The sequence below is a fragment of the Bradyrhizobium nivariense genome, assembly GCF_029846695.2.
Taxonomy (GTDB): domain Bacteria; phylum Pseudomonadota; class Alphaproteobacteria; order Rhizobiales; family Xanthobacteraceae; genus Bradyrhizobium.
The window spans coordinates 113,394-135,188 of the sequence record NZ_JARWCR020000020.1; the positions used below are offsets into that span (position 1 = coordinate 113,394).

The window sequence follows — 21,795 nt, forward strand, 5'->3', positions numbered from 1 at the left end:
ACGTTCTGAAAGCGGGCCGTCTAGCTCCAGGTCGGCCGCGACGATCCCTGCGACACCCGCGCGAGACGCTCGTTCGATAGCGAGGGCTTGACCTTGCGCGTGCGCGGCGGGAGGGGAGTGCCGTAGGAGTGTTCGCTGTCGCCGCTCGGCCAGAACGTGAGAGCGAGCATCAGCGCGAGATTGACGAGCGCGCCGACCGCCGTTGCCTGGTGCTCCTGCCCGATCGCCCAGGCCGGTAACCGGCCCGCGACGACATGGTCGACGATCATAAACGCGAACCAGGCCGGAATCACGCAGACCGGGTCCCAGCCGATGTCGCGGATGCGCATCGATTGCAGCGTGAAGGTCGCAGCTACGAAGAAGACGATCGCAGCGATGATCGCCCAGCTCCTGGTGAGGTCTTCCGGCCGGATCGCGCCGGGCGAGGTGTTGCGCAGCACGACCATCGCGATCGCAAAGCAGATCGCCGTCATCACGATCGCAAGCGCGACCGAGGCGAGGAAGAAATGCAATCGCCCGAGCCGCGCGTTCAAGCCGAAGACGAAACCGAGCATTGGCGCACCCTTTGGGCGCCATATGCACAGAAATAGCTTTCGCAGCCATGAACCGATACGGGCGCGCGCCGGCGCATGGTTTCCGGAAGACTAAGCTGGCCTGCGCAATTTGAGGCTTCGCCGGGGACGGCAGGGTCAGGCGCCCTCGCCGCCCTGCGAAGCCGAGGCACAATAATCGCGCCAGAACTGGCGATAACCGGCCTCGACCCTTTGCGTGTAGATTTCGACATTGCCGGCGGGCGAACTCGCGATCCGAGCCGGCAAGTCCGCGCGCAACTTCGCCAGATGCGCCGGCTGTGCCGCATATTTGCAGGCGATCGCGGCATAGCCCTCGTCATCCTCGGCGACCCAGTCGTCGAGACCGACGGCGGCCACGATGGAGCCGCCGGCGCGCGATGAGGCGCCGTTGCCGAGCTTGGCCACGACCGGAACGCCCGCATAGAGCGATTCCCAGGTGCTGACGCCGCCGTTTTGCGGGAACGTGTCGAGGGAAATGTCGATCTTCGCAAAGGCGAGCAGATGCTCGTGGCGCGGGGACGAGCCCAGGCAGGTGACATTCTCTTCGGCAATGCCCTGTGCCACCAACCGCGCGACCAGGCTGTCACGCAGCAAGGGATCGTCAAGCAGGGTATGCTTGATGATGATCCTCGATCCGGTTACTTCTCGCATCACGTTCGACCACACGCGGATGGCCTCGTCCGAGATCTTGTAGATGCGGTTGAACACACCGAAGGTCACATAGCCGTTGCGGAGCATGGGAAGCTCCGAAGGCGGCATATCCAGGATGGGATCGGTCGTGATCAGGCACGGCAGATCATGAACCTTTTCGGCCAACAGATGGCGAGCCGATTGCGGAATGAAAATCGGGTCCGCAAGCACGTAGTCCATGGTCTGAAGGCCGGTACCTGTGGCGTGTCCGAAACCCGTGACCTGGATGGGAGCGGGCTTCCGCGCGAAGACCTGAAGCCTGTTGCCGGTCGTATGCCCGGACACGTCGATCAGGATATCGACCTTGTCGGCCTGGATACGATCGGCCAGTTCGTCGTCCGAAAGCTGCCAGGCGTCGACCCAGACGTCCGCCATCGACTTGAACTTGGCGGTCATCTCATCCTGCGTCGGCCAACACGAATAGCAGACAATCTCGAACCTGGCGTGATCATGATGACGCAGCACCGGCAAAAGGCCGAATGCCGCCGAATGGTACCAGAACTCGGCCGCAACATAACCGATCACGATCCGCCGATCAGGATCGAGCTGCCGGGGTGAGAGCTTCCTTTGCGGCCACTTGGCGCTGATCGCTTCCCACCAATGTTTTCGCGCGGCCTGCTGGACCGCGAAATCGGCATCGGCGAGAAAGTCCAGAAAATAGATCTTCCGCGCGATCAAGTCCGCATCCGGCGTGATTGCCAGCGCGGCGTCGAGATGTTCGATCGCGGATGCGATCTCTCCCCGCTGTGCAAAACAGGCACTCAGCAGCGTCATCGCGATCGCGGAGCGCGGATTTTCCTCGAGCAAGGTCGTGCAGGCCAAGATCGCCTGCGCCGTATTCCCTGCGTTGAGCGAGACTTTCGCCTTCCCCTCCAAGGCCACCTCGAGCTTGGGCGAAAGCGCAAGTGCCGCATCAAAATCCGCGGCCGCCTGCTCCAACCGCGACAGCTCAAGATAGAGCCGTCCGCGGTGCGCGAGGGCCTTGGCCGAATTGGGCCTGATCGCGAGCGCCGCTGCGAGCGCGGCTTCCGCCTCATCGTAGTGCTTGAGGTCAATACTGACCGTGCCTTTGCCGACGAGCGCTTCCGCGTGACGTGGCTGAAACAACAAAGCGCGATCGAAACTTTGCTTGGCGCGATCAAGCCGGTGCAGCGCCAGCTCGGCAATGCCACGATTGCAAAGCGCGTCGGCATAGTCCGGCTTCAGCGCAATGGCGCGATCGTACAGTTCGATGGCCTGTTCGGGCAGGCTCATGTGGAGCAAGGTATTGCCAAGGCTGGTCAGGGCCAGCGTAAAATTCGGCTTCAGTGCGATCGCCTTCTCCTGACAACCGCGGGCGGCCTCAAATTGCCTGAGGTCGATGTGCACGGTCGCGAGATTGTTATGGGCCTCGTGCGAACGCGGATCGATCGTGATCGCGCGCTCGAGCAGCTGTCGCGCCTCCTCCAGGCGCCCGCCCTGACGCACGCACAGGCCGAGCAGGTGCGTGGCGTCGAAATGATCGGGAACAGCTTGCAGGATCTGACGGCAGAGCGCATCTGTCTCAGCATATCGGCCCTGGCCATAGGCGCTCGCCGCGGCAGCGATGACGGCGTCCGCCTGCTTCTTCAATTTCTTCTGCAATCGCGCGTTCTGGAATGCGCGCGCGCCGGCGCCGCTGCTCTGCAAGGTTTCTCTCCGGAGGATGGCCCGGGAGAGTCTAGCTGATTCGCAAGCCTAGCCGGCCGGTCAGCCCGACCGGCAGCGTCCGGATGTCCCGGTGCTCACCGCAGGAACCGGGTCAGGAACAGCTTCGTGCGGGCTGCCTACGCAACGTCGCCACTTTCCGAAGCCGCGGCACAATAGTCGCGCCAGAACTGGCGATAACCCGCTTCGACCTCGCGCGTGTAGATTTCGACATTGCCGGCGGACGAATCCGCAATCCGGGCCGGCAAATCCGCGCGCAGTTTCGCCAGATGAGCGGGCTGCGCCGCATATCGGCAGGCGATCTCGATATAGCCTTCGTCATCCTCGGCGACCCAGTCGCCGAGGCCGACGGCGGCCACGATGGAGGCGCCGGCACGCGAGGAGGCGCCGTTGCCGAGCTTGGCCACGACCGGAACGCCCTTGTAGAGCGATTCCCAGGTGCTGATGCCGCCATTTTGCGGGAACGTGTCGAGGGAAATATCGACGTCGGCAAAGGCCAGCAGATGGTCATTGCGCGAGGTCGAGCCCATGCAGGTGATATTCTCCTCGGCAATGCCCTGCGCCACGAAACGCGCGATCAGGCTATCGCGCAGCAAGGGGTCGTCGAGCAGACCGTGCTTGAGGATGATCTTGGATCCCGGCACCTCTCGCATCACGCGCGACCACACACGGATCGCGTCATCCGAAATCTTGTAGATGCGGTTGAACACGCCGAAGGTGACGTAGCCGTTGCGGAGCATCGGCAGCTCTGAAGGCTGCATATCCGAGATGGGTTCAATCGTGATCAGGCACGGCAGATCGTGGATTTTCTCGGCAAACAAATGCCGAACCGATGGCGGAATGAAAATGGGATCCGCGAGCACATAGTCCATGGTCTGAAGGCCCGTGCCCGTCGCGTGTCCGAAGCCCGTGACCTGGATGGGGGCCGGCTTCCGCGCGAAAACATGGAGCCTGTTACCGGTCGTGTGGCCCGAAACGTCGATCAGGATATCGACGTTGTCGGCCTGAATACGATCGGCCAGTTCGTCGTCCGACAGCTGCCAGGCGTCGACCCAGACGTCCGCCAGCGACTTGAACTTGGCGGTGTACTCATCCTGTGCCGGCCAGCAATAATAGCAGATGATTTCAAATCTGGCGTGATCATGATGGCTCAACACCGGCAGCAGGGTGAGCCCCGCCGAGTGCTGCCGGAATTCAGCAGCAACATAGCCGACCACAATCCGCTTTTCCGGATCGCGCGGCCGCTTCGGCAGTTGCCTTTGCGTCAACTTGGCGCCGATCAAGTCCCACCAATCTCTTCGCACCGCCTGCTGGACTACGAAATCGGCCTCGGCGCGGTAGTCCTGCAAGAAGATCTTGCCCCTGATCGCGTCCGAATAGTCCGGCCTGATCGCCAGCGCAGCATCGAGATATTCGATCGCGGTGTCGATCTCTCCCTGGTTTGAATAAGCGAATCCCATCAGTGCCACCCCGATCTCGGAGCGCGGATTTTGCTCGATCAAGGTCGTGGCGGCCGCAATGGCCTGCGCCGTCTTTCCCTGGAGGAGGCAGGTCTGTGCCTTGCCCCGGAGGGCCAGTTCGAGCTTGGGCGAAATCGCAAGCGCCGCATCGAAATCCGCAAGCGCCTGGTCCAGTCGCGACAGTTCGAAATGGAGCCGCCCACGCTGGGCCAGAATCCTCGGCGAGCCGGGCTTGATCGCGAGCGCCAGGGCAAACTTGGCTGCCGCCTCGTCGTGGTGGCGGAGCTCCATGCTGACCATGCCCTTGCCGACGATTGCCTCCGCGTGATGCGGCTGAAACAGCAGGGCGCGATCGAAACTGTCCTTGGCGCGCGCGAACTGTCCAATCATCATCTCGACCATGCCGCGATTGCAGAACGCATCGGCACAGTCCGGCTTGGCTTTGATCGCGCGCTCGTGCAGCTCGATCGCCCGTCCAAACAGCCCCAAATGCATCAGCGTGTTGCCGAGATTGGTCAGCGCGACGGCGAAATTCGGCTTCAGCGCGATGGCCCTCTCCTGGCATCGCCGCGCCTCTTCGTAGTTGCCGAGGTCGAAATGCACGGTCGCGAGGTTGTTATGGGCATCGTGCAGACGCGGATCGAGTGCAATCACGCGCTCAAGCAGCTGTTGCGCCTCCTCCAGGCGCCGGCCGTCATGCGCGCACATGCCGAGCAGGTGCGTAGCGTCGACATGATCCGGCAGCGCTTTCAGGATCTCGCGGCAGAGCGCCTCGGTCTCGGCATATCGGCCCTGGCCATAGGCGGCGGCCGCAGCGGAGAGGACGGCGTCCGCCTGCTTCATCAACTTCTTCTGCAATCGCGCGTTCTGGAATGCGCGCGCGCCGGCGCCGCTGCTCTGCAAGGTGTCTCTCCGGAGGATGGCCCGGCGAGAGTCTAACTGATTCGCAAGCCTGGCCGGCCGGTCAGCTGGCGCGGTGATACCCCGGGATTTCCCGGGGCTCCGGAGCCGCGGCACAATAGTCGCGCCAGAACCGGCGGTAGGCCGCTTCGACCTCGCGCGTGTAGAGCTCGACATTGCCGGCGGGCGAACTCGCGATCCGGGCCGGCAGGTCCGCGCGCAACTTTGCCAGATGCGCCGGCTGTGCCGCATATTTGCAGGCGATCGCGGCATAGCCGTCGTCGTCCTCTGCGACCCAGTCGTCGAGACCAATGGCAGCCACGATCGACCCGCTGGCACGCGACGAGGCGCCGTTGCCGAGCTTGGCCACGACCGGAACGCCCGCATAGAGCGATTCCCAGGTGCTGACGCCGCCGTTTTGCGGGAACGTATCGAGCGATATGTCGACCTTCGCAAACGCCAGCAGATGCGCGTGACGCGAGGTCGAGCCCAGGCAGATGACGTTCTCCTCGGCAATGCCCTGCGTCACGAACCGCGCGACCAGGCTGTCGCGCAGCAAGGGATCGTCAAGCAGGGTATGCTTGATGACGATCTTTGATCCGGTCACCTCGCGCATTACTTTCGCCCACACGCGGATGGCCTCGTCCGAGATCTTGTAGATGCGGTTGAACACGCCGAAGGTCACATAGCCGTTGCGGAGCATGGGAGGCTCCGAAGGCGGCACATCCAGGATGGGATCAATCGTGATCAGGCACGGCAGATCGTAGACCTTTTCGGCCAGCAGATGACGCGCCGATTGCGGAATGAAGATGGGATCCGCGAGCACATGGTCCATGGTCTGAAGGCCGGTACCTGTGGCGTGTCCGAAACCCGTGACCTGGATGGGGGCCGGCTTGCGGGCGAAGACATGGAGCCTGTTGCCGGTCGAATGCCCGGACACGTCGATCAGAATATCGATCCCGTCGGCCTGGATGCGATCGGCCAGCTCATCGTCCGAAAGCTGCCAGGCGTCGACCCAGATGTCCGCCATCGACTTGAATTTGTCGGTTATCTCATCTCGTAGCGGCGAGCACGAATAGCAGACGATCTCGAACCTGGCGTGATCATGATGGCGCAGCACCGGTAACAGAGCGAACGCTGCCGAGTGGTTCCTGAATTCGGAAGCGACATATCCGATCAAGATCCGCTTGTCCGGATCGAGCTTGCGAGGCGACAGCGCCCTTTGCGGCAATTTGGCGCCGATCGCTTCCCACCAATGTTTTCGCGCGGCCTGCTGGACCGCAAAATCGGCGTCGGGGAGATAGTCCAGAAAGAAGATCTTCCGCCCGATCAAGTCCGCATAATCAGGCGCGATGGCCAGCCCCGCGTCGAGATGTTCGAGCGCCGTCGCGATGTCTCCCTGGCTGGCATAGCAGGAAGCCAGGAGCGCAACTCCGATGTCGGACCGCGGATTTTCCTCGAGCAAGGTCTTGACGGCTGCAATCGCCTCCGCCGTGTTGCCCTTGAGAATGTTGACTTGCGCCTTTCCCTGCAAGGCCACTTCGAGCCTTGGCGAAAGCGCCAGCGCCGCATCGAAGTCCGCGAGCGCCTGCTCCAGCCGCGACAGATCGAGATTGAGCCGTCCGCGCTGCGCCAGAATCTTCGGTGAATCCGGCTTGATCGCCAGCCCCGCCGCGACGGCTGCCGCCGCCTCTTCGTAGTGCCGGAGCTCGATGCACACCATGCCCTTGCCCGCGATCGCTTCCGCATGACGCGGCTGAAACACGAGGGCGCGGTCGAAACTCTCCTTGGCGCGCTGGAATTGGCCCTTGATCAGCTCCGCCATGCCACGATTGCAAAATGCATCGGCATAGTCCGGCTTCAGCCGAATGGCGCGTTCGTGCAGCTCAATAGCCTGCTCGCCGAGGCCCATGTGCAGCAGCGTATTGCCGAGATTGGTCAAGGCGATCGGAGAATTCGGCTTCAGCGCAATCGCCTTCTCCTGGCATGCGCGGGCGTCCTGAAATTTTTGAAGATTGAAATACACTGCCCCGAGATTACCATGGGCATCGGGCGAACGCGGATCGAGCACGGTCGCGCGCTCGAGCAGCTGTTGCGCCTCTTCGAGCCGCCCGCCATCATACGCGCGCAGGCCGAGCAGGTGCGCGGCGTCGAAATGATCCGGAACCTCCTTCAGAATCTCGCGGCAGAGCGTCTCGACCTCTGCATATCTGCCCTGCCCGAGTGCCTGAACCGCGAGGGACATGACGGCGTCCGCCTGCTTCTTCAACTTCTTTTGCAATCGCGCGTTCTGGAATGCGCGCGCGCCGGCGCTGCTCTGCAAAGTCTCTCTCCGGAGTGTGGCCCGAAAAGAGGCTAGCCGATTCGCATGGTGCCAAGCTGGTGGGTCAGTTAGACCAGCGACGCCACCGGATTGCGGGTGATCAGCGCAGGATCTGGCTCAGGAACAGTTTTGTGCGGGCGTGCTGCGGGGCCGCGAAGAACTCGTTGGGCGTGTTGGCTTCGATGATCTGCCCGGCATCCATGAACACCACGCGGTTGGCGACCTCGCGGGCAAAGCCCATCTCGTGGGTGACGACCAGCATGGTCATGCCCTCCTCGGCGAGGTCGACCATGGTGTCCAGCACCTCCTTGACCATTTCGGGGTCGAGCGCCGAGGTCGGCTCGTCGAACAGCATCACCTTCGGGTTCATGGTCAGCGCGCGGGCGATCGCGACGCGCTGCTGCTGCCCGCCGGACATCTGACCCGGAAACTTGTTGGCCTGGTGCGGGATCTTGACCCGCTCCAGAAACTTCATCGCGGCCGCCTCGGCGTCCCTCTTCGGGATGTTCCGCACCCAGATCGGCGCCAGCGTGCAATTGTCCAGAACGGTCAGATGCGGGAACAGGTTGAAGCTCTGGAACACCATGCCGACTTCGCGCCGCACGGCGTCGACGTGCTTCAGGTTCGGCCCGAGCTCGATGCCGTCAACGACGATCTCGCCCTCCTGGAATTCCTCCAGCGCGTTGATGCAGCGGATCAGCGTCGACTTGCCCGAGCCTGAGGGGCCGCAGATCACGATGCGCTCGCCCTTCCCGACCGCGAGGTCGATGTCGCGCAGCACGTGAAACTCGCCGTACCATTTGTTCAGGCCGGAAATCTTGACGATGGGGTCGGACATGGTGAGCTCGATCAGTTGCGACGGTGAGCGTTGAGGCGGTGCTCGACGAAGAGCGAGTAGCGCGACATTCCAAAGCAGAAGATGAAGTAGATGATCCCGGCGAATGCGAACCCGGTGAACGCGGTCGACGGCGACGACCATTTCGGATCCGAGAACGACGCCCGGAGCGAGCCCAGGAGATCGAACAGCGCCACGATCGAGACCAGCGACGTGTCCTTGAACAGCGAAATGAAGCTGTTGACGAGGTTCGGAATGACATGGCGCAGCGCCTGCGGCAGCACGATCAGCGAGGTCGTCTTCCACCAGGACAGCCCGAGGGCCGCAGCCGCCTCGCCCTGCCCGCGCGGGATCGCGGCCAGCCCGCCGCGGACGTTCTCGGCCTGATAGGCGCCCGTGAACAGCGAAATTCCAATCAGGGCACGCACGAGACCATCAACCGTGAAATTGCCCGGCAGAAACAGCGGCAGCATGTAGGTGGCGAAGAACAGCACGGTGATCAGCGGCACGCCGCGCCAGAACTCGATGAAGGCGATCGAGAAGATCCGGATCAGCGGAATGGTCGAGCGGCGGCCAAGCGCCAGCGCAATGCCGATCGGCAGCGAGGTGACGATGCCGGTGACGGAGACCACCAGCGTCACCAGAAGCCCGCCCCACAGGTTCGTCTGTACGATCGGTAGCCCGCCATGATCGAGCCCCATCAGCTTGATCACGATTGCGATGGCGACGAAGGTGGCGATGCTGGATGTCAGGGCCCGCCCGCCGGTGCGAACGCCGCCGCCGAGAACGAAGGCGACCAGGGAGACGATCGCGGCCGTGATGGCGAAATCGGCCCAGACCGACTGGCCCGTGCCCAGGAGCTGGTCACGTAGCCAGGTCAGCGGAAAGATCAGCCAGTAGATCGCGGTACCGACCAGCACGATGAAATTGCCAACGACCCACAACAGCGGTGCGGCAGCGGACGTCTTGCCGAGACCGAGCAGAGCCTGCCCGGCGCCGATGATGCTGTCGTCGAACAATTGCAGCAGGCCGGCCGTCCAGCTCAGGCCAAATCCCTTGATGCCGCCGCCGTGCAGCAGAAAGAATGCAACCACCGGAAACGCGAAGAAGAACAGGCCGGCGTTCAGTCCTTTCGAGGGCAGGCGCGGAATGAGCAGCGGCAACAACAAGACCACCGCCAGGACGAGCGTGAGGTTGACGCGCCAGCGTTCGGCCTCGGGGTAGAAGCCGTAGATCAGTTGCGGCAGCTTGGCCTGGATGTAGGGCCAGCAGGCACCGACCGTAAAGCCGGTGTTCTCGGCGAGGCAGGCCGTGCGGTCCTTGCCGATCCAGACCGCATCGACCATCAGGAACTTGACGGAAGGAATGATGGTGAACCAGAGCAGCAAGGCGCCGACGATCGTGAGCAGGATGTTGGTCGGCGAGTTGAACAGGCGCGTCCGCACCAGGCCGATGAAGCCGGTGGTCTTCACCGGCGCGGGACGCTCATTGAGCAGGTTCTGGCGGACGAAACTGGACGAGGTGACATCGCTCATGCGCCGAGACTCCGGCTGACGCGCCAACCGTAGACGCTCATGACGGCGCTGGTGATCAGCGAGATCAGGAGATAGACGCCCATCGTCATGGCGATGATCTCGATGGCCTGCCCGGTCTGGCTCAGCGACGTGCCGGCGAACACGGAGACGAGGTCAGGATAGCCGATCGCGACGGCCAGCGACGAATTCTTGGTGAGATTGAGGTACTGGTTGGTCAGCGGCGGAACGATGACGCGCATCGCCTGCGGCACGACGACCAGGCGGAGCGTGGTGCCGCGGCTCAGGCCCAGCGACGATCCCGCCTCCATCTGTCCGCTGTGGACGGAGAGAATGCCCGCGCGCACGATCTCGGCGATGAAGGCGGCGGTATAGGTGGACAATGCGAGTGTCAGCGCCACGAACTCGGGGATGATCCGCGAGCCGCCGGCGAAATTGAACCCCTTGAGCTGCGGCAACTCGAAGCTGAAGGGCAGACCTGATACCAGGATGGTGACGAGCGGCAGGCCGAACAGCAGTCCTAGCACATAGGGCCAGATCCGGATCATCTGACCCCGCTCGAACAGCGCCCGGCGCGCATAGACGCGCAGCGCCAGCGACGCCACGATGCCGAGCGCCAGCACCGCAAGAAACGCCTCGAAGCCGCTCTCGCCGATCGGGCGGGGAATGACGAGACCGCGATTGCTGACGAAGGCGATGCCGAGCAGCGAAATGCTCTGTCGCGGATTGGGCAAGGCCGCGAGCACCGCCAGGTACCAGAACAGGATCTGGAACAGCAGCGGCAGGTTGCGGATGATCTCGACATAGATCTCGCCGACGCGCGACAGCAGCCAGTTGGGCGATAGCCGGCACAGCGCGACGATGAAGCCGATCACGGTGGCAAAGACGATGCCCACCACCGAGACCACGAGCGTGTTGAGGAGCCCGACCAGGAACACGCGCAGGAACGTGTCCGAGCCGGTATATGAAATCAGCGTCTGATTGACGTCGAAACCGGCGTTGTTCCCGAGGAAGCCGAAGCCGGCGGCAATGTGCTGGTTCTCGAGGTTGGCGCGGGCGTTGGAGACGATCTCATAGGCAATCCAGCCCAGGATCGCCGCGAACGCGAACTGGACGGCGATGCCGTTCCAGCCTGTCTTGCCGCCCAGCACGCGCCTGATCTTCAGCGCGATCTGGGGCGGCGGTTTGCGGGCCTCGGTGCTCATCGCCGCGGGCGCGTGCGCGCGGATCAGCGGATCGGCGGCGCGTACTGGAGACCGCCCTTGTTCCAGAGATTGTTGAGACCCCGATTGATGCCGAGCGGCGAGCCCGCGCCGACGTTGCGGTCGAACATTTCGCCGTAATTGCCGACGGCTTTCACGATGCGCACCACCCAGTCCTTGCTCAGGCCGAGCTGTTCACCGAAATTGCCGTCGGTGCCGAGGACGCGCTTCAGCTCCGGATTTTCCTGTTTCGTCTTCTCGTCGACGTTCTTCGCGGTCACGCCGAGCTCTTCGGTGGTGATCAGGGCAAACAGCGTCCATTTCACGATGTCGAACCATTGGTCGTCGCCGTGGCGCACCATCGGTCCGAGCGGCTCCTTCGAGATGATTTCCGGGAGCACCATGTGATCGCCGGGATTGGCAAGCTTCAGGCGATTGGCGTACAGGCCCGACTGGTCGGTGGTGAAGACGTCGCAGCGTCCGGCTTCGTAGGCCTTGACCGTTTCGTCGTTGGTGCCGAACGCGATCACCTCGTACTTCATGTTGTTGGCCTTGAAGTAGTCGGCGAGATTCTGCTCGGTGGTGGTGCCGGTCTGGACGCAGACCGAGGCGCTGTTGAGCTCGAGCGCCGAGTTCACCTTGAGCGACTTCTTCACCATGAAGCCCTGCCCGTCATAATAGGTCACGCCGGTGAAATTGGCGCCGAGCGAGGTGTCGCGCGAAATGGTCCAGGTGGTGTTGCGCGACAGCACATCGACTTCGCCGGATTGCAGCGCCGTGAAGCGATCCTTCGCGGAGAGAGGCACGTACTTGACCTTGGTCGGATCGTTGAAGATCGCCCCGGCGATCGCACGGCAGACGTCGACGTCAAGCCCGGTCCAGTTGCCCTTGTCGTCCGGCGAGGAGAAGCCGGGCAGGCCCTGACTGACGCCGCAGGACAGCATGCCCCGGTCCTTGACCGTCTTGAGCGTTTGCGCATCGGCGGCCTGGGCAGTCAGGCCGGCGGCGAGAGCGAGAGTGAGAGCCAAGGTTACGCGTTTCATGGGCTTTAGGCCTTTCAAAGTCGTCTCAAGGTCAGGAACGTTGTCATTGGGATCGTCTCTGCCAGGGCTAGCCGTATCAAGACCAGCCTTGCAAGAGTCATGCTGGAAAACCTTGCCGAACACCGCCGATCCCGGGAGGCCCTACCTCAATCCCCGCCGAAAGGCGCCCGCCGTTACGGCTGTGGCGCAAGGCCCGGTCAGGCGATGGATCGAAGGTCGCGGCAGGCCCCTCAACATGCAGCGACTGAATAGCACCTGCGCATCTCAGAACGACTGGCGAGCCGGGTCAAGGGGTTGACGGGACTCTTCTGTGTTCTGTTATTAACGACAGCGGCCTCCGGCCAGCCCGCAAGGTGCCACGCGCGCCTCGCGGAAACGCGCTTTTGAAAGCAGACGCATGGAATCCTCGAACCCCTCCGAGCAGCAGGCCGAGACCCGGCTGGTCACCTCCGGCCGCGACACCAAGGCGCAGAAGGGGTTCGTCAACCCTCCGGTCTTCCACGGCTCGACCGTGCTCTATCCGACCGCCGAGGACCTGCACGCCCATCGCGGCGAGTTCCAGTACGGCCGGCACGGCACGCCGACAACCCGAGCGTTCCAGGAGACCCTGATGGCGTTGGAGGGTCCGCAATGCGCCGGCGTCGGCATCGTGCCGTCGGGCCTGTCGGCGATCTCCACCACCCTGCTCTCGGTGCTGAAGGCCGGCGACCACATCCTGGTCTGCGACAACGTCTATCGGCCCTCACGCAATTTCTGTAACGGCATGCTCACCCGCTACGGCGTCGAGACCGCCTACTTCGATCCGATGATCGGCGCCGGCATCGACAAGCTGTTCAGGCCCAACACAAGCGCGGTGCTGGTGGAGGCGCCGGGCTCGCAGTCGTTCGAGATGCCTGATATCCGCGCGATCGCCGACGTCGCGCATGCGCGCGGCGCGCTCGTCATCGACGACAACACCTGGGCGACGCCGCTCTATCACCGCTCGCTCGAGCAGGGCGTCGACATCAGCATGCAGGCCGCCACCAAATATATCGGCGGTCATTCCGACATCATGTTCGGCACCATCTCGGCCAATGCCAAGGCCTGGCCGCAGATCGCCGAAGGCATCCGCCTGCTCGGCGTCTGCGCCGGCCCCGATGACGTCTTCCTGGCGCTGCGCGGCCTGCGCACGCTGTCGGTGCGGCTGGCGCAGCATCATCGCTCCGGGCTCGACATGGCGCGCTGGCTTGCGAGCCGTCCCGAGGTCGCGCGCGTGCTGCATCCGGCGTTAGAGACCGATCCGGGCCACGCGATCTGGAAGCGGGACTTCACCGGGGCGTCGGGCCTGTTCAGCGTCGTCTTGAAGCCAACGCCACAGAAGGCGGTCGACACCATGCTCGACACGCTAAAACTGTTCGGCATGGGCTTCTCCTGGGGCGGCTTCGAGAGCCTCGTGATTCCCTTCGATTGCGACAGCTACCGCACCGCGACCAAGTGGTCGCCGGGCGGCCCGACTCTGCGTCTGCACATCGGGCTCGAAAGCGTCGACGACCTCAAGGCCGACCTCGATCGCGGCTTCGCTGCCCTGAAGACGGCAATGTGAGCCTGCTCACAAGGCATCGCGCCTCGGGACGCGGCAATCGCGCCCGGCGGACGCGCCAACGCGCGCCGCGGGAACGTGCAGCATCCGCAAACGTTAACGCCATGCGCCAACAAGGGGTTTGATCCGCTGACATTTGGCGCTAGCCTCACCAATCGACTCTAATCCGGACACGGAGCATGGGAACGTTGGTTCTGCTCGATCTGATGGGCGGCGTGGCGCTGTTGCTGTGGGGCCTGCACATGGTCCACAGCGGGATTCTGCGCGCCTTCGGTCCGGATCTGCGGCGGCTGCTTGGCAAGGCGCTCGGTAACCGCTTCAACGCGTTCGCGGCCGGGCTAGGCCTCACTGCCCTGCTCCAGAGCAGCACGGCGACGGCGCTGATCACGAGCTCGTTCGCGGCCGAGGGCCTCGTCAGCCTCGCCGCCGCGCTCGCCATCATGTTGGGAGCCAATGTCGGCACGACGCTGATCGTGCAGGTGCTGTCGTTCAACATCGCAGCCGTTGCGCCTGTCCTGTTCGTGCTCGGGCTGGTCGCCTTCCGCTCCGGCCCGCGGTCGCGGATGAAGGATATCGGCCGCGTCCTCATTGGGCTCGGATTGATGCTGCTCTCGCTGCACATCCTGCTCGACACGCTGGCCCCCGCGGAGAACGCGCCGGGTGCTCGTGTCATGATGTCGGCGATAACAGGCGATCCTATTCTGTGCATCGTCATCGCCGCGCTCGTCACATGGGCGGTGCATTCGAGCGTCGCCAGCGTCCTGCTGATCATGTCGCTGGCCTATTCGCAGTTCATCACGCCTTACGCAGCCCTCGCGCTGGTGCTAGGGGCCAATCTCGGCAGCGCCATCAACCCCGTGTTCGAAGGCGCCAGGCGCGACGATCCCGCGAGCTACCGCCTGCCGCTCGGCAATCTGGCCAACCGCATGATCGGGATCGCGCTGGTGCTGCCATTCCTGAATGGGATCGCCGCGCACATGCACGCCTGGCAGCCGGATCTCGCCAGGATGACGGCGGCCTTCCACATCGCCTTCAATGTCGGCACGGCGGTCATCTTCATCGGCCTGCTCGACACCATGTCGCGCCTGTTGACCCGGCTCCTGCCCGATCGTGTTCAGGAGGCTGATCCGGCTCGGCCGCGCTATCTCGACGAGTCGGCACTCGAGACGCCGTCACTGGCGCTCACCGACGCCGCGCGTGAGGCCTTGCGCATGGGCGATCTCGTCGAGGTGATGCTGCGCAAGGTGATGGCGGCGATGATGACCGGCGATCGCGCGCTGGTCGACCAGGTCTCGAAGATGGACAACATCGTCGACGGCCTCGACGAAGCCATTAAGCTCTACGTGACGAAACTCATGCGCGGCAGCCTCGACGAGAGCGAGGGCCGGCGCGCGATGGAGATCATTTCCTTCGCCATCAATCTGGAACATATCGGCGACATCATCGACAAGAGTCTGAGCGAGCTGGCAACCAAGAAGATCAAGCGCCGCTTTCAGTTCTCGCCAGAGGGCGCCGAGGAGCTCGCCGCGTTCCACAAGCGCACGATGGATTCGCTGCGTATCGCCTTCGGCATCTTCATGTCGGGCGACGCCAACGAGGCGCGCAAGCTGCTGGTGGAGAAGACGGCGCTGCGCAACACCGAGCTTGCCGCCGTCGAGCGCCACCTCGACCGCCTGCGCGAGGGCCGCCCCGAGACCATCGAGACCACCTCGCTGCATCTCGACGTGCTGCGCGACCTGCGCCGCATCCACTCGCATATCTGCTCGGTCGCCTATCCGGTGCTGGATGCGGCCGGCGAGCCCTATCGCAGGCCCGAGGCGGATGCGGCCGCCTTGCCCGAGTCAGGTGCGGCCTCGGCACTGCCGCGCTAGGGCATGATCCGGAAAAGTGCGAAGCGGTTTTCCGAAAAGATCATGCTCAAACAACAACCTAAAGCGCGATGATGATTCATCCTCATCTCATCGCGCTTTAGTCGCCTCGGATCAGCGCTCGACCGTCTTCGAGCCCCGGCCGCGGTTCTTCACGATCAGCATGATGTTGCGGATATAGATGATGGTCGCGAGCGCCTGGCCGAGGATGATCACCGGCTCGCGCTTCACGACGCCATAGACCAGCGTCATCAGCCCGCCGCCCATGGAGCAGAACCAGAACGCCATCGGCACCACGCTGTTGCCGGCGCGCTCGCTCGCGATCCATTGCACGAGGAAGCGCGCGGTGAAGAACAGCTGCGCGACGAGGCCGAACGCCAGCCAGAAATCGAACTTGGCGACGAAGACGTCGTAGAGATAATTGCTCAACGCCTGACCGTATTGGATGATCATGCCTGCACCTCAGTCACATCTGGCGTCGGCTTCTTGCGGCGGATCAGCCACCACACGCCGAAGAGATCCATGATGCCGATCCACAGCCGGTCGAAGAAACCGTAATTTGACACGCCGGAGCGGCGCGGCCGGTCGATCACGTCAACATAGGCGATCTCGTAGCCCTCGCGGCGCACCAGCGCCGGCAGGAAGCGATGCAGCCCGTCGAAATAGGGCATCATCAGGAACACCTCGCGCCGGAACGCCTTCAATCCGCAGCCGGTGTCGCGCGTACCGTCCTTCAGGATCGCGTTGCGAACACCGTTGGCGACGCGCGACTGGAGTTTCTTGAAACCGGTATCCTTGCGGCCGACGCGTTGTCCCGCGGCAAGTCCGACCTTGCTTCCGTTCTCGACGGCCGCGATCAGGTCCGGCAGGAAAGCCGGATTGTTCTGGCCGTCGCCGTCGAGCGTCGCCACGATGGCGCCGCGCGCTGCGCGCACGCCACTACGCACTGCCGCGGACTGGCCGCCGGATCTGGCATGGCGGAGCTGGCGCAGATTGTCCCGCTGCTTCATGATCGCGCCGAGCCGTTCGCCGGTCGCGTCCGTCGAACCGTCATTGACGTAGATGATCTCATAGGCCCAGCGGCCGTCGAGCGCCGCGCCGATCTCCTCGATCAGCGGCACGATGTTGTCGGCTTCGTTGCGCACGGGAACGACGATGGAAACCGAGGGCTGGGAAACCGAAGGCTGGGACGACGACAAATCGAAAGCTCGTGGTTGGAATTGGCCTGCACCCTAAAGGAACCGGCAGCCCCCGGCAGGCAGCCGCTTTTATGGGGCCGATGCCCCGTGGGCAACCCTTTTGAGGCGGCCCGAGACCGCCCCAGCCAGAGGCACAATGGTGCCGTCGGCACGGATCGCAAAGCCGAGCCTGCGGGCCGCGAACCAGTAGCGCACCGCCATGGCGCCGACCATGCCGACCAGGGCGCCGGCCACCACGTCACTCGGGTGGTGCGCGAGCAGCACCAGCCGCGTCAGCAGGATCACGATCGCGTAAGTGAACATGAACACGCGCAGGCGCGGCCACAGCGCCGAGACCGCAAACGCCAGCGCGAACGCCGTCACCGCATGACCTGAGGGCAGGCTGGCATAGGCCCCCGTCCCCTCGAACGGGATGAAGTTGAACGGATTGGCCTTGCCGCCGACGAACGGACGTCCGCGACCGATGAGATATTTCAGGATCTCGGCGATGAATACGGACAGGGCAACAGACAGAAACATGAATTGCAGCCGCGTGCCGACGCCGAGCAGCAATGTGCGGCTTGCGCCGTGCAGCCACGCTGCAACCAGCGCCAGGATCACCAGCGCGCCCCCCAGCACCGAGAGCACATACTCGTCCTTGCCGAAATCGGTGAGGATGCGGATCGGCCACAGGCCGGGCGTGCCACGCGCCGGCATCAGCTGGATCTCGGTCAGATCGAACGCGACCATCAGCACGATGACCAGGGCTGCACCTGCCGCACCGAGCCACAGCGAATGCCGCGCCAGCTTTCGCGCGGCCTCGGCGCGGCGCGAATGGGACGGCGTACGAACGAGTTGCGCCAGGGCGCTCCCCGACACGGCGAGCAATTGCGCGGGATAGCTCGCGCGCGGCGCGATGTCGGTTGGCGCCGACATCCTACTCGGTGCCTTCCGAACGGAAGATCGAGATCGAGATCGCGCGCCCTTGCGAGAAATTATAGCCGTCGATGCGCGTGCCAACCTTGTAGCGCAGCCCGATCGCCTCGGCGCGCTGCACGAAGCCGCGCTCCGAACGCTGCTCGATCAGCGCGAAACGGCAGCTCCCCTGCCGCAGGAAATCCGCCGCGCCCGAACCGTCGGTGAGCAGCGTCTGCGTGCCCGTCAGGAAGACGAGGCTCGGCTCGTGATAGCCGGCCGCGGCCGCCTTCGGGCCGACGCAGGTGACGTTGCGAAGCGCGCGTGCGACCTCGATGCTCGGAAACAGCGGCGTCAGCGACGGCAGCACGATGCCGTAGACCGTCACCGCGAGCATCAGGGCTGCGACCAGCGCGTTGAGCAGCGAGCGCTCGGCGTGGTTGTTGTCGTGAAGCCACCAGGCGAACAGGCCGAAGATCAGCGAGGCCGCGATGAACGGCCAGGCTACGAAGGCCGGTTGCCGCGTCAGCATCACAGCGCCGATAACGGCGATGATCGAGCCGGCCACGGGAATCGCGAACCACCAGGCCGAGCCGCGCATCAGCCAGGACCACGACAGCACGCGCCGCTCCAGCGCGCCCGCGGTGAGGATCGCGATCGCAGGGTACAGCGGCAGCACGTAATGCGGCAGCTTGGTCAGCACCGCCTCGAACACGATCCAGGACGGGACCAGCCAGGCCAGCAGGAATTGGGCGCCGGGCTCGCGCCGCGCGCGCCAGACCGCGGGCGCTGCCATCGCCGCGAGCGGCGCGCCGGGCCAGAACGTGATCCAGAATAGCGCCAGGTACAGTCCAGGCGGCGCGCCGTGGGATTCCTGAGCCCCTAACTTGCTCAGCATGTCGCCGCCGACGGAATCGGCGAAGAAGGCATCGCCCGCGCGCCAGAAGATCGCGACGAACCAGGGCAGCACCAGCACCAGCATCCACATCAGGCCCCAGAGCGGGCGCAGCTTCCACAGCCAGGAGGCATCGCGGTCCTGGATCGCGAGCGCGACGATGGTCAGGCCCGCGAACATCAGGATGAGCGGGCCCTTGATCAGGATGCCCACAGCGAGAGCCGTCCAGAAGATCGCGGGCCAGGTCCAGGGCGGATGGGTCTCGTCCTCGGCGCGCTGCCACGACAAATAGGCCCGCCCCATCGCGCCCATCGCGGCGACCACGCAGAACAGCAGCATCGCGTCGGTTTTCGCAAGCCGCGCCTCGACGCCGAGCAGCACGGAGGCGCACATCAGCAGTGCTGCGAGCACCGCGGCGCGGCGCGTGACGAAGCCGAGCGCCGCCCAATAGGTCATGAGCACAGCACCGATGGCGCCGATCAGCGACGGCAGCCGGTAGACCCAGATCCGCAATTCGGCCTTCGGCAGCTTGAGCGCAGACGCGACTTCAACCGCAGCCGACTGCAACCAGTAGATGCCGACCGGCTTCTTGTAGCGGACGTCCTCCTGGAAGCGGATGTCGACATAGTCGCCGCTCTCGACCATCTGCTTGGTCGCTTGCGCAAAGCGCGCCTCGTCGCGGTCAACCGGCGGGATGGTGAAGAAGCCCGGCAGGAACAGCAGCAGCGCGCACAGCAGCAGGAAGCCGACCGCGCGAGCATGGCTGGCTGTGGCGATGTCGAACATGGACACGAGCCGGCTGCCCGGATTCACCGGGGATTTCGGCTCGCGGGGAGCTCCAAAACGGGGTGTTGGGTAGGTCTCGGCCATTGGTTCCGCTTACGCTGAAACCGTCATTGCCACAACCGCTTGAGGCAGGCTCATTGAATTCGAATGACAACTGTGTCCGTGGCGCCCGTCGCATCGATCACGGTGAGCCGCGCAAAGCCCGGACCGGGCGGATCGATCAGCCGCTGGCGCCGTCCGTCGATCCCGCCCAGCGCGGTGCCATTAACCATGACGGTCATGGGCAGGACGCCGCCGGCGACCTTGACCGGCATGGCCGCGCCCCCCTCGCCACCCGAGCGATCGACGTCGATCCGCGAGCCGTTCAGGGGGAACTGGATGTGCAGAGCCTGTTCGCCCCCCGTCCGCACCAGATCCCCGACCGGGCGGAACCGCCTCAAGGGCAACGGCAGCTTGGTGTTGCTGGCGACCAGGGTTCCCTTTGGTGGCTTCGGCAACGGCGCCAACGTCTTGCCAGTCCGGGCGAAGGCGTCGAACAGGATCGGCGCCGCGGCGACCCGGCCGATCAGGCCCGGAACCGGCGCGCCGTCGGGCCGGCCGACCCAAACGCCGATGGTCATGCGGCCGTCGAAGCCTATCGACCAGGCGTCACGGTAGCCGTAGGAGGTGCCGGTCTTGAAGGCGATGCGGTTGTGGGCGGCGTTCTCCGGCGGCGGGGTGCCGAGCAGCACATTGCCGACTTGCCAGGCCGCGACCTGATCGAGCAGCCGCAGCGGCTCGCGGTCGTCTCTGTCAGTCATGATCTCGCGCAGCGGCTTGGTGGTGCCGAGCCGGGCGAAGCCCGCATAGAGCTGGGCGAGGTCCTGCAGCGTCACGCCGACGCCGCCAAGGCCCATGGCAAGCCCCGGCGCCTCGTCTTTGGGCAGAACCAGATTGCCGCCGGCCTGGCGCAGCCGCGACGCCAGCCGGCTCGCGCCGACGCGGTCGAGCAGGACGATCGCGGGCACGTTCAGCGACATCTGCAGCGCCTTCTTCACCGGCACCGTGCCCTGGAACGTCATGTCGAAATTTTCCGGCGCGTAGGAGCCGAAGCGGACCGGGCGGTCGTCGATCAAACTATCGGGGTGAACGAACCCGTCCTCGAAAGCGAGCCCGTAGATAAAAGGTTTCAGCGTCGATCCCGGCGAGCGGATGGCGCGGGTCATGTCGACCTGCCCTGCCCGGCGCTCGTCGAAATAATCCGCCGAGCCGACGCGCGCCAGCACGTCGCCGCTCTCATTGTCGACCACGATGATGCCGACCGAGATGTTCGGCCCCAGTGCAATGGCGCGGTCGCGCGCCAGCGGCTCCAACACCTTCTGGAGGTTGGCATCGAGCGTCAGCTTGATGACGGGCGTGTCCTTGACCGTCGCAAGCGCCGCGTCGGAGGCATGCGGCGCCAGGATCGGCATCGGCTTGCGCAGTTTTGGTACGGGAACGGCCTTGGCCTGTACCGCATCGTCGAGGCTGACCTCATGTTCCTCGACCATGCGGTCGAGCACACGGTCACGCGCTTTGCGCGCCGCATCGGGATAGCGGTCGAGCCTGCGGGTCTCCGGCGATTGCGGCAGCGCGACCAGCAGCGCGGCTTCCGCCAACGACAACCGCTTCGGCTCCTTGCCGAGATAGGCGATCGAGGCGGCGCGAATGCCTTCGAGGTTGCCGCCGTAAGGCGCGAGCGCGAGGTAGAGGTCGAGGATCTGCTCCTTGCTCAAGCTCCGCTCGATCTCGATCGCACGCACCATCTGCCGCAGCTTTGCATAGAGCGAGCGCTGCCGCCTCGGCTCCATCAGCCGCGCGAGCTGCATCGAGATGGTCGAGCCGCCCGAGACGATGTGGCCGCGCGTCCCAAGCTGAAACGCAGCGCGCCCCAGCGCCAGCGGGTCGATGCCGTCATGTGCGTAGAAGCGTTGGTCCTCATAGGCCAGCAGCAGTTTGAGATAGGTCGGATCGACATTCGCCTTTGTCTCGACCGGCAGCCGCCAGCGCCCGTCCGCCATCGCATAGGCGCGCAGCAGCTTGCCGTTGCGGTCGATGATGGTGGTGGAGACCTGGCGGGCTTCGTCGAAAGGCAGCGGGTCGAGGGAGTAGACCCAGGCGACGAAAGCGCAGACGGCGAGGATGAGCGTGAGCGCGAGCGCGGAGAGGACATGCAGGCCCCTGCCCTTTGCTCCGTCATGGCCGGGCTTGTCCCGGCCATCCACGTTCTTGCCGACGGCGCCACAGTTCGTGGATGCCCGGGACATCTGCGCGAAGACGCGCTTCGCGCTTTTGCCCGGGCATGACGACTGA

15 protein-coding genes are annotated in these 21,795 nt (G+C 64.4%); 2 read left to right on the forward strand and 13 right to left on the reverse strand.

Going from position 1 to position 21,795, the window contains the following annotated elements:
* Window positions 1-20 precede the first annotated feature (20 nt).
* The 8 genes from QCM77_RS18760 to QCM77_RS18795 all read right to left on the reverse strand — a co-directional run bounded on the left by QCM77_RS18760 (window position 21) and on the right by QCM77_RS18795 (window position 12,243).
* Window positions 21-554 carry a DUF805 domain-containing protein gene (locus QCM77_RS18760; RefSeq protein WP_279664635.1) on the reverse strand — a complete coding sequence of 178 codons (534 nt, stop codon included), beginning with the start codon at window positions 552-554 and terminating at the stop codon, window positions 21-23.
* 135 nt (window positions 555-689) lie between these two features.
* Window positions 690-2,930 (reverse strand): tetratricopeptide repeat protein, encoded by a 2,241-nt coding sequence (locus QCM77_RS18765; protein WP_279664637.1) that lies wholly within the window; start codon window positions 2,928-2,930, stop codon window positions 690-692.
* Window positions 2,931-3,067: 137 nt separating this feature from the next.
* Window positions 3,068-5,311, reverse strand: coding sequence for an O-linked N-acetylglucosamine transferase, SPINDLY family protein (locus tag QCM77_RS18770; protein ID WP_279684500.1), 2,244 nt, complete (start codon window positions 5,309-5,311; stop codon window positions 3,068-3,070).
* Between the two features lie 61 nt (window positions 5,312-5,372).
* Window positions 5,373-7,631, reverse strand: a complete 2,259-nt coding sequence (locus tag QCM77_RS18775) for an O-linked N-acetylglucosamine transferase, SPINDLY family protein (RefSeq protein ID WP_279684501.1) — start codon at window positions 7,629-7,631, stop codon at window positions 5,373-5,375.
* Between the two features lie 100 nt (window positions 7,632-7,731).
* Window positions 7,732-8,469 carry an amino acid ABC transporter ATP-binding protein gene (locus QCM77_RS18780; RefSeq protein ID WP_279664643.1) on the reverse strand — a complete coding sequence of 246 codons (738 nt, stop codon included), beginning with the start codon at window positions 8,467-8,469 and terminating at the stop codon, window positions 7,732-7,734.
* A gap of 11 nt (window positions 8,470-8,480) precedes the next feature.
* A complete protein-coding gene (locus QCM77_RS18785; RefSeq protein ID WP_279664645.1) occupies window positions 8,481-10,001 on the reverse strand; it encodes an amino acid ABC transporter permease in 1,521 nt (506 codons plus the stop codon).
* Window positions 9,998-11,203 carry an amino acid ABC transporter permease gene (locus QCM77_RS18790; protein WP_279664646.1) on the reverse strand — a complete coding sequence of 402 codons (1,206 nt, stop codon included), beginning with the start codon at window positions 11,201-11,203 and terminating at the stop codon, window positions 9,998-10,000. The genes QCM77_RS18785 and QCM77_RS18790 overlap by 4 nt, the downstream gene beginning before the upstream one ends.
* Before the next feature lie 23 nt (window positions 11,204-11,226).
* Entirely contained in the window at window positions 11,227-12,243 is a 1,017-nt protein-coding gene (locus QCM77_RS18795; RefSeq protein ID WP_279664648.1) for an amino acid ABC transporter substrate-binding protein, read from the reverse strand.
* Between the two features lie 397 nt (window positions 12,244-12,640).
* On the opposite strand from QCM77_RS18795, the gene metC reads away from it, so the two are divergent.
* Together metC and QCM77_RS18805 are read left to right on the forward strand one after the other, a co-directional pair.
* Window positions 12,641-13,825, forward strand: coding sequence for a cystathionine beta-lyase (gene metC, locus QCM77_RS18800; RefSeq protein ID WP_279664650.1), 1,185 nt, complete (start codon window positions 12,641-12,643; stop codon window positions 13,823-13,825).
* 176 nt (window positions 13,826-14,001) lie between these two features.
* Window positions 14,002-15,693: a Na/Pi cotransporter family protein gene (locus tag QCM77_RS18805; RefSeq protein ID WP_279664652.1), complete on the forward strand. Its 1,692-nt coding sequence runs from the start codon at window positions 14,002-14,004 to the stop codon at window positions 15,691-15,693.
* Between the two features lie 111 nt (window positions 15,694-15,804).
* On the opposite strand, the gene QCM77_RS18810 is transcribed toward QCM77_RS18805, so the two are convergent.
* The 5 genes from QCM77_RS18810 to pbpC form a co-directional block, all read right to left on the reverse strand.
* Window positions 15,805-16,143 (reverse strand): lipid-A-disaccharide synthase N-terminal domain-containing protein, encoded by a 339-nt coding sequence (locus tag QCM77_RS18810; RefSeq protein WP_279664653.1) that lies wholly within the window; start codon window positions 16,141-16,143, stop codon window positions 15,805-15,807.
* On the reverse strand, window positions 16,140-16,889 hold the full coding sequence (locus QCM77_RS18815; RefSeq protein WP_279664654.1) for a glycosyltransferase family 2 protein: 750 nt from the start codon (window positions 16,887-16,889) through the stop codon (window positions 16,140-16,142). The genes QCM77_RS18810 and QCM77_RS18815 overlap by 4 nt, the downstream gene beginning before the upstream one ends.
* Window positions 16,890-16,958: 69 nt before the next feature.
* Complete coding sequence (locus tag QCM77_RS18820; protein WP_279664656.1) at window positions 16,959-17,804, reverse strand: phosphatase PAP2 family protein; 846 nt, start codon at window positions 17,802-17,804, stop codon at window positions 16,959-16,961.
* A 1-nt stretch (window position 17,805) separates the two neighbouring features.
* Window positions 17,806-19,548, reverse strand: coding sequence for an ArnT family glycosyltransferase (locus tag QCM77_RS18825; RefSeq protein WP_279664657.1), 1,743 nt, complete (start codon window positions 19,546-19,548; stop codon window positions 17,806-17,808).
* Between the two features lie 50 nt (window positions 19,549-19,598).
* Complete coding sequence (gene pbpC / locus QCM77_RS18830; RefSeq protein WP_511337205.1) at window positions 19,599-21,707, reverse strand: penicillin-binding protein 1C; 2,109 nt, start codon at window positions 21,705-21,707, stop codon at window positions 19,599-19,601.
* Between the last annotated feature and the right edge of the window lie 88 nt (window positions 21,708-21,795).

Bases quoted from the DNA above. Each gene is read 5' to 3' on its own strand.
- QCM77_RS18760 (WP_279664635.1), bottom strand. From the start codon at position 554: ATGCTCGGTTTCGTCTTCGGCTTGAACGCGCGGCTCGGGCGATTGCAT.
- QCM77_RS18780 (WP_279664643.1), bottom strand. From the start codon at position 8,469: ATGTCCGACCCCATCGTCAAGATTTCCGGCCTGAACAAATGGTACGGC.
- QCM77_RS18785 (WP_279664645.1), bottom strand. From the start codon at position 10,001: ATGAGCGATGTCACCTCGTCCAGTTTCGTCCGCCAGAACCTGCTCAAT.
- QCM77_RS18790 (WP_279664646.1), bottom strand. From the start codon at position 11,203: ATGAGCACCGAGGCCCGCAAACCGCCGCCCCAGATCGCGCTGAAGATC.
- QCM77_RS18795 (WP_279664648.1), bottom strand. From the start codon at position 12,243: ATGAAACGCGTAACCTTGGCTCTCACTCTCGCTCTCGCCGCCGGCCTG.
- metC (WP_279664650.1), top strand. From the start codon at position 12,641: ATGGAATCCTCGAACCCCTCCGAGCAGCAGGCCGAGACCCGGCTGGTC.
- QCM77_RS18805 (WP_279664652.1), top strand. From the start codon at position 14,002: ATGGGAACGTTGGTTCTGCTCGATCTGATGGGCGGCGTGGCGCTGTTG.
- QCM77_RS18810 (WP_279664653.1), bottom strand. From the start codon at position 16,143: ATGATCATCCAATACGGTCAGGCGTTGAGCAATTATCTCTACGACGTC.
- QCM77_RS18820 (WP_279664656.1), bottom strand. From the start codon at position 17,804: ATGTCGGCGCCAACCGACATCGCGCCGCGCGCGAGCTATCCCGCGCAA.
- QCM77_RS18825 (WP_279664657.1), bottom strand. From the start codon at position 19,548: ATGGCCGAGACCTACCCAACACCCCGTTTTGGAGCTCCCCGCGAGCCG.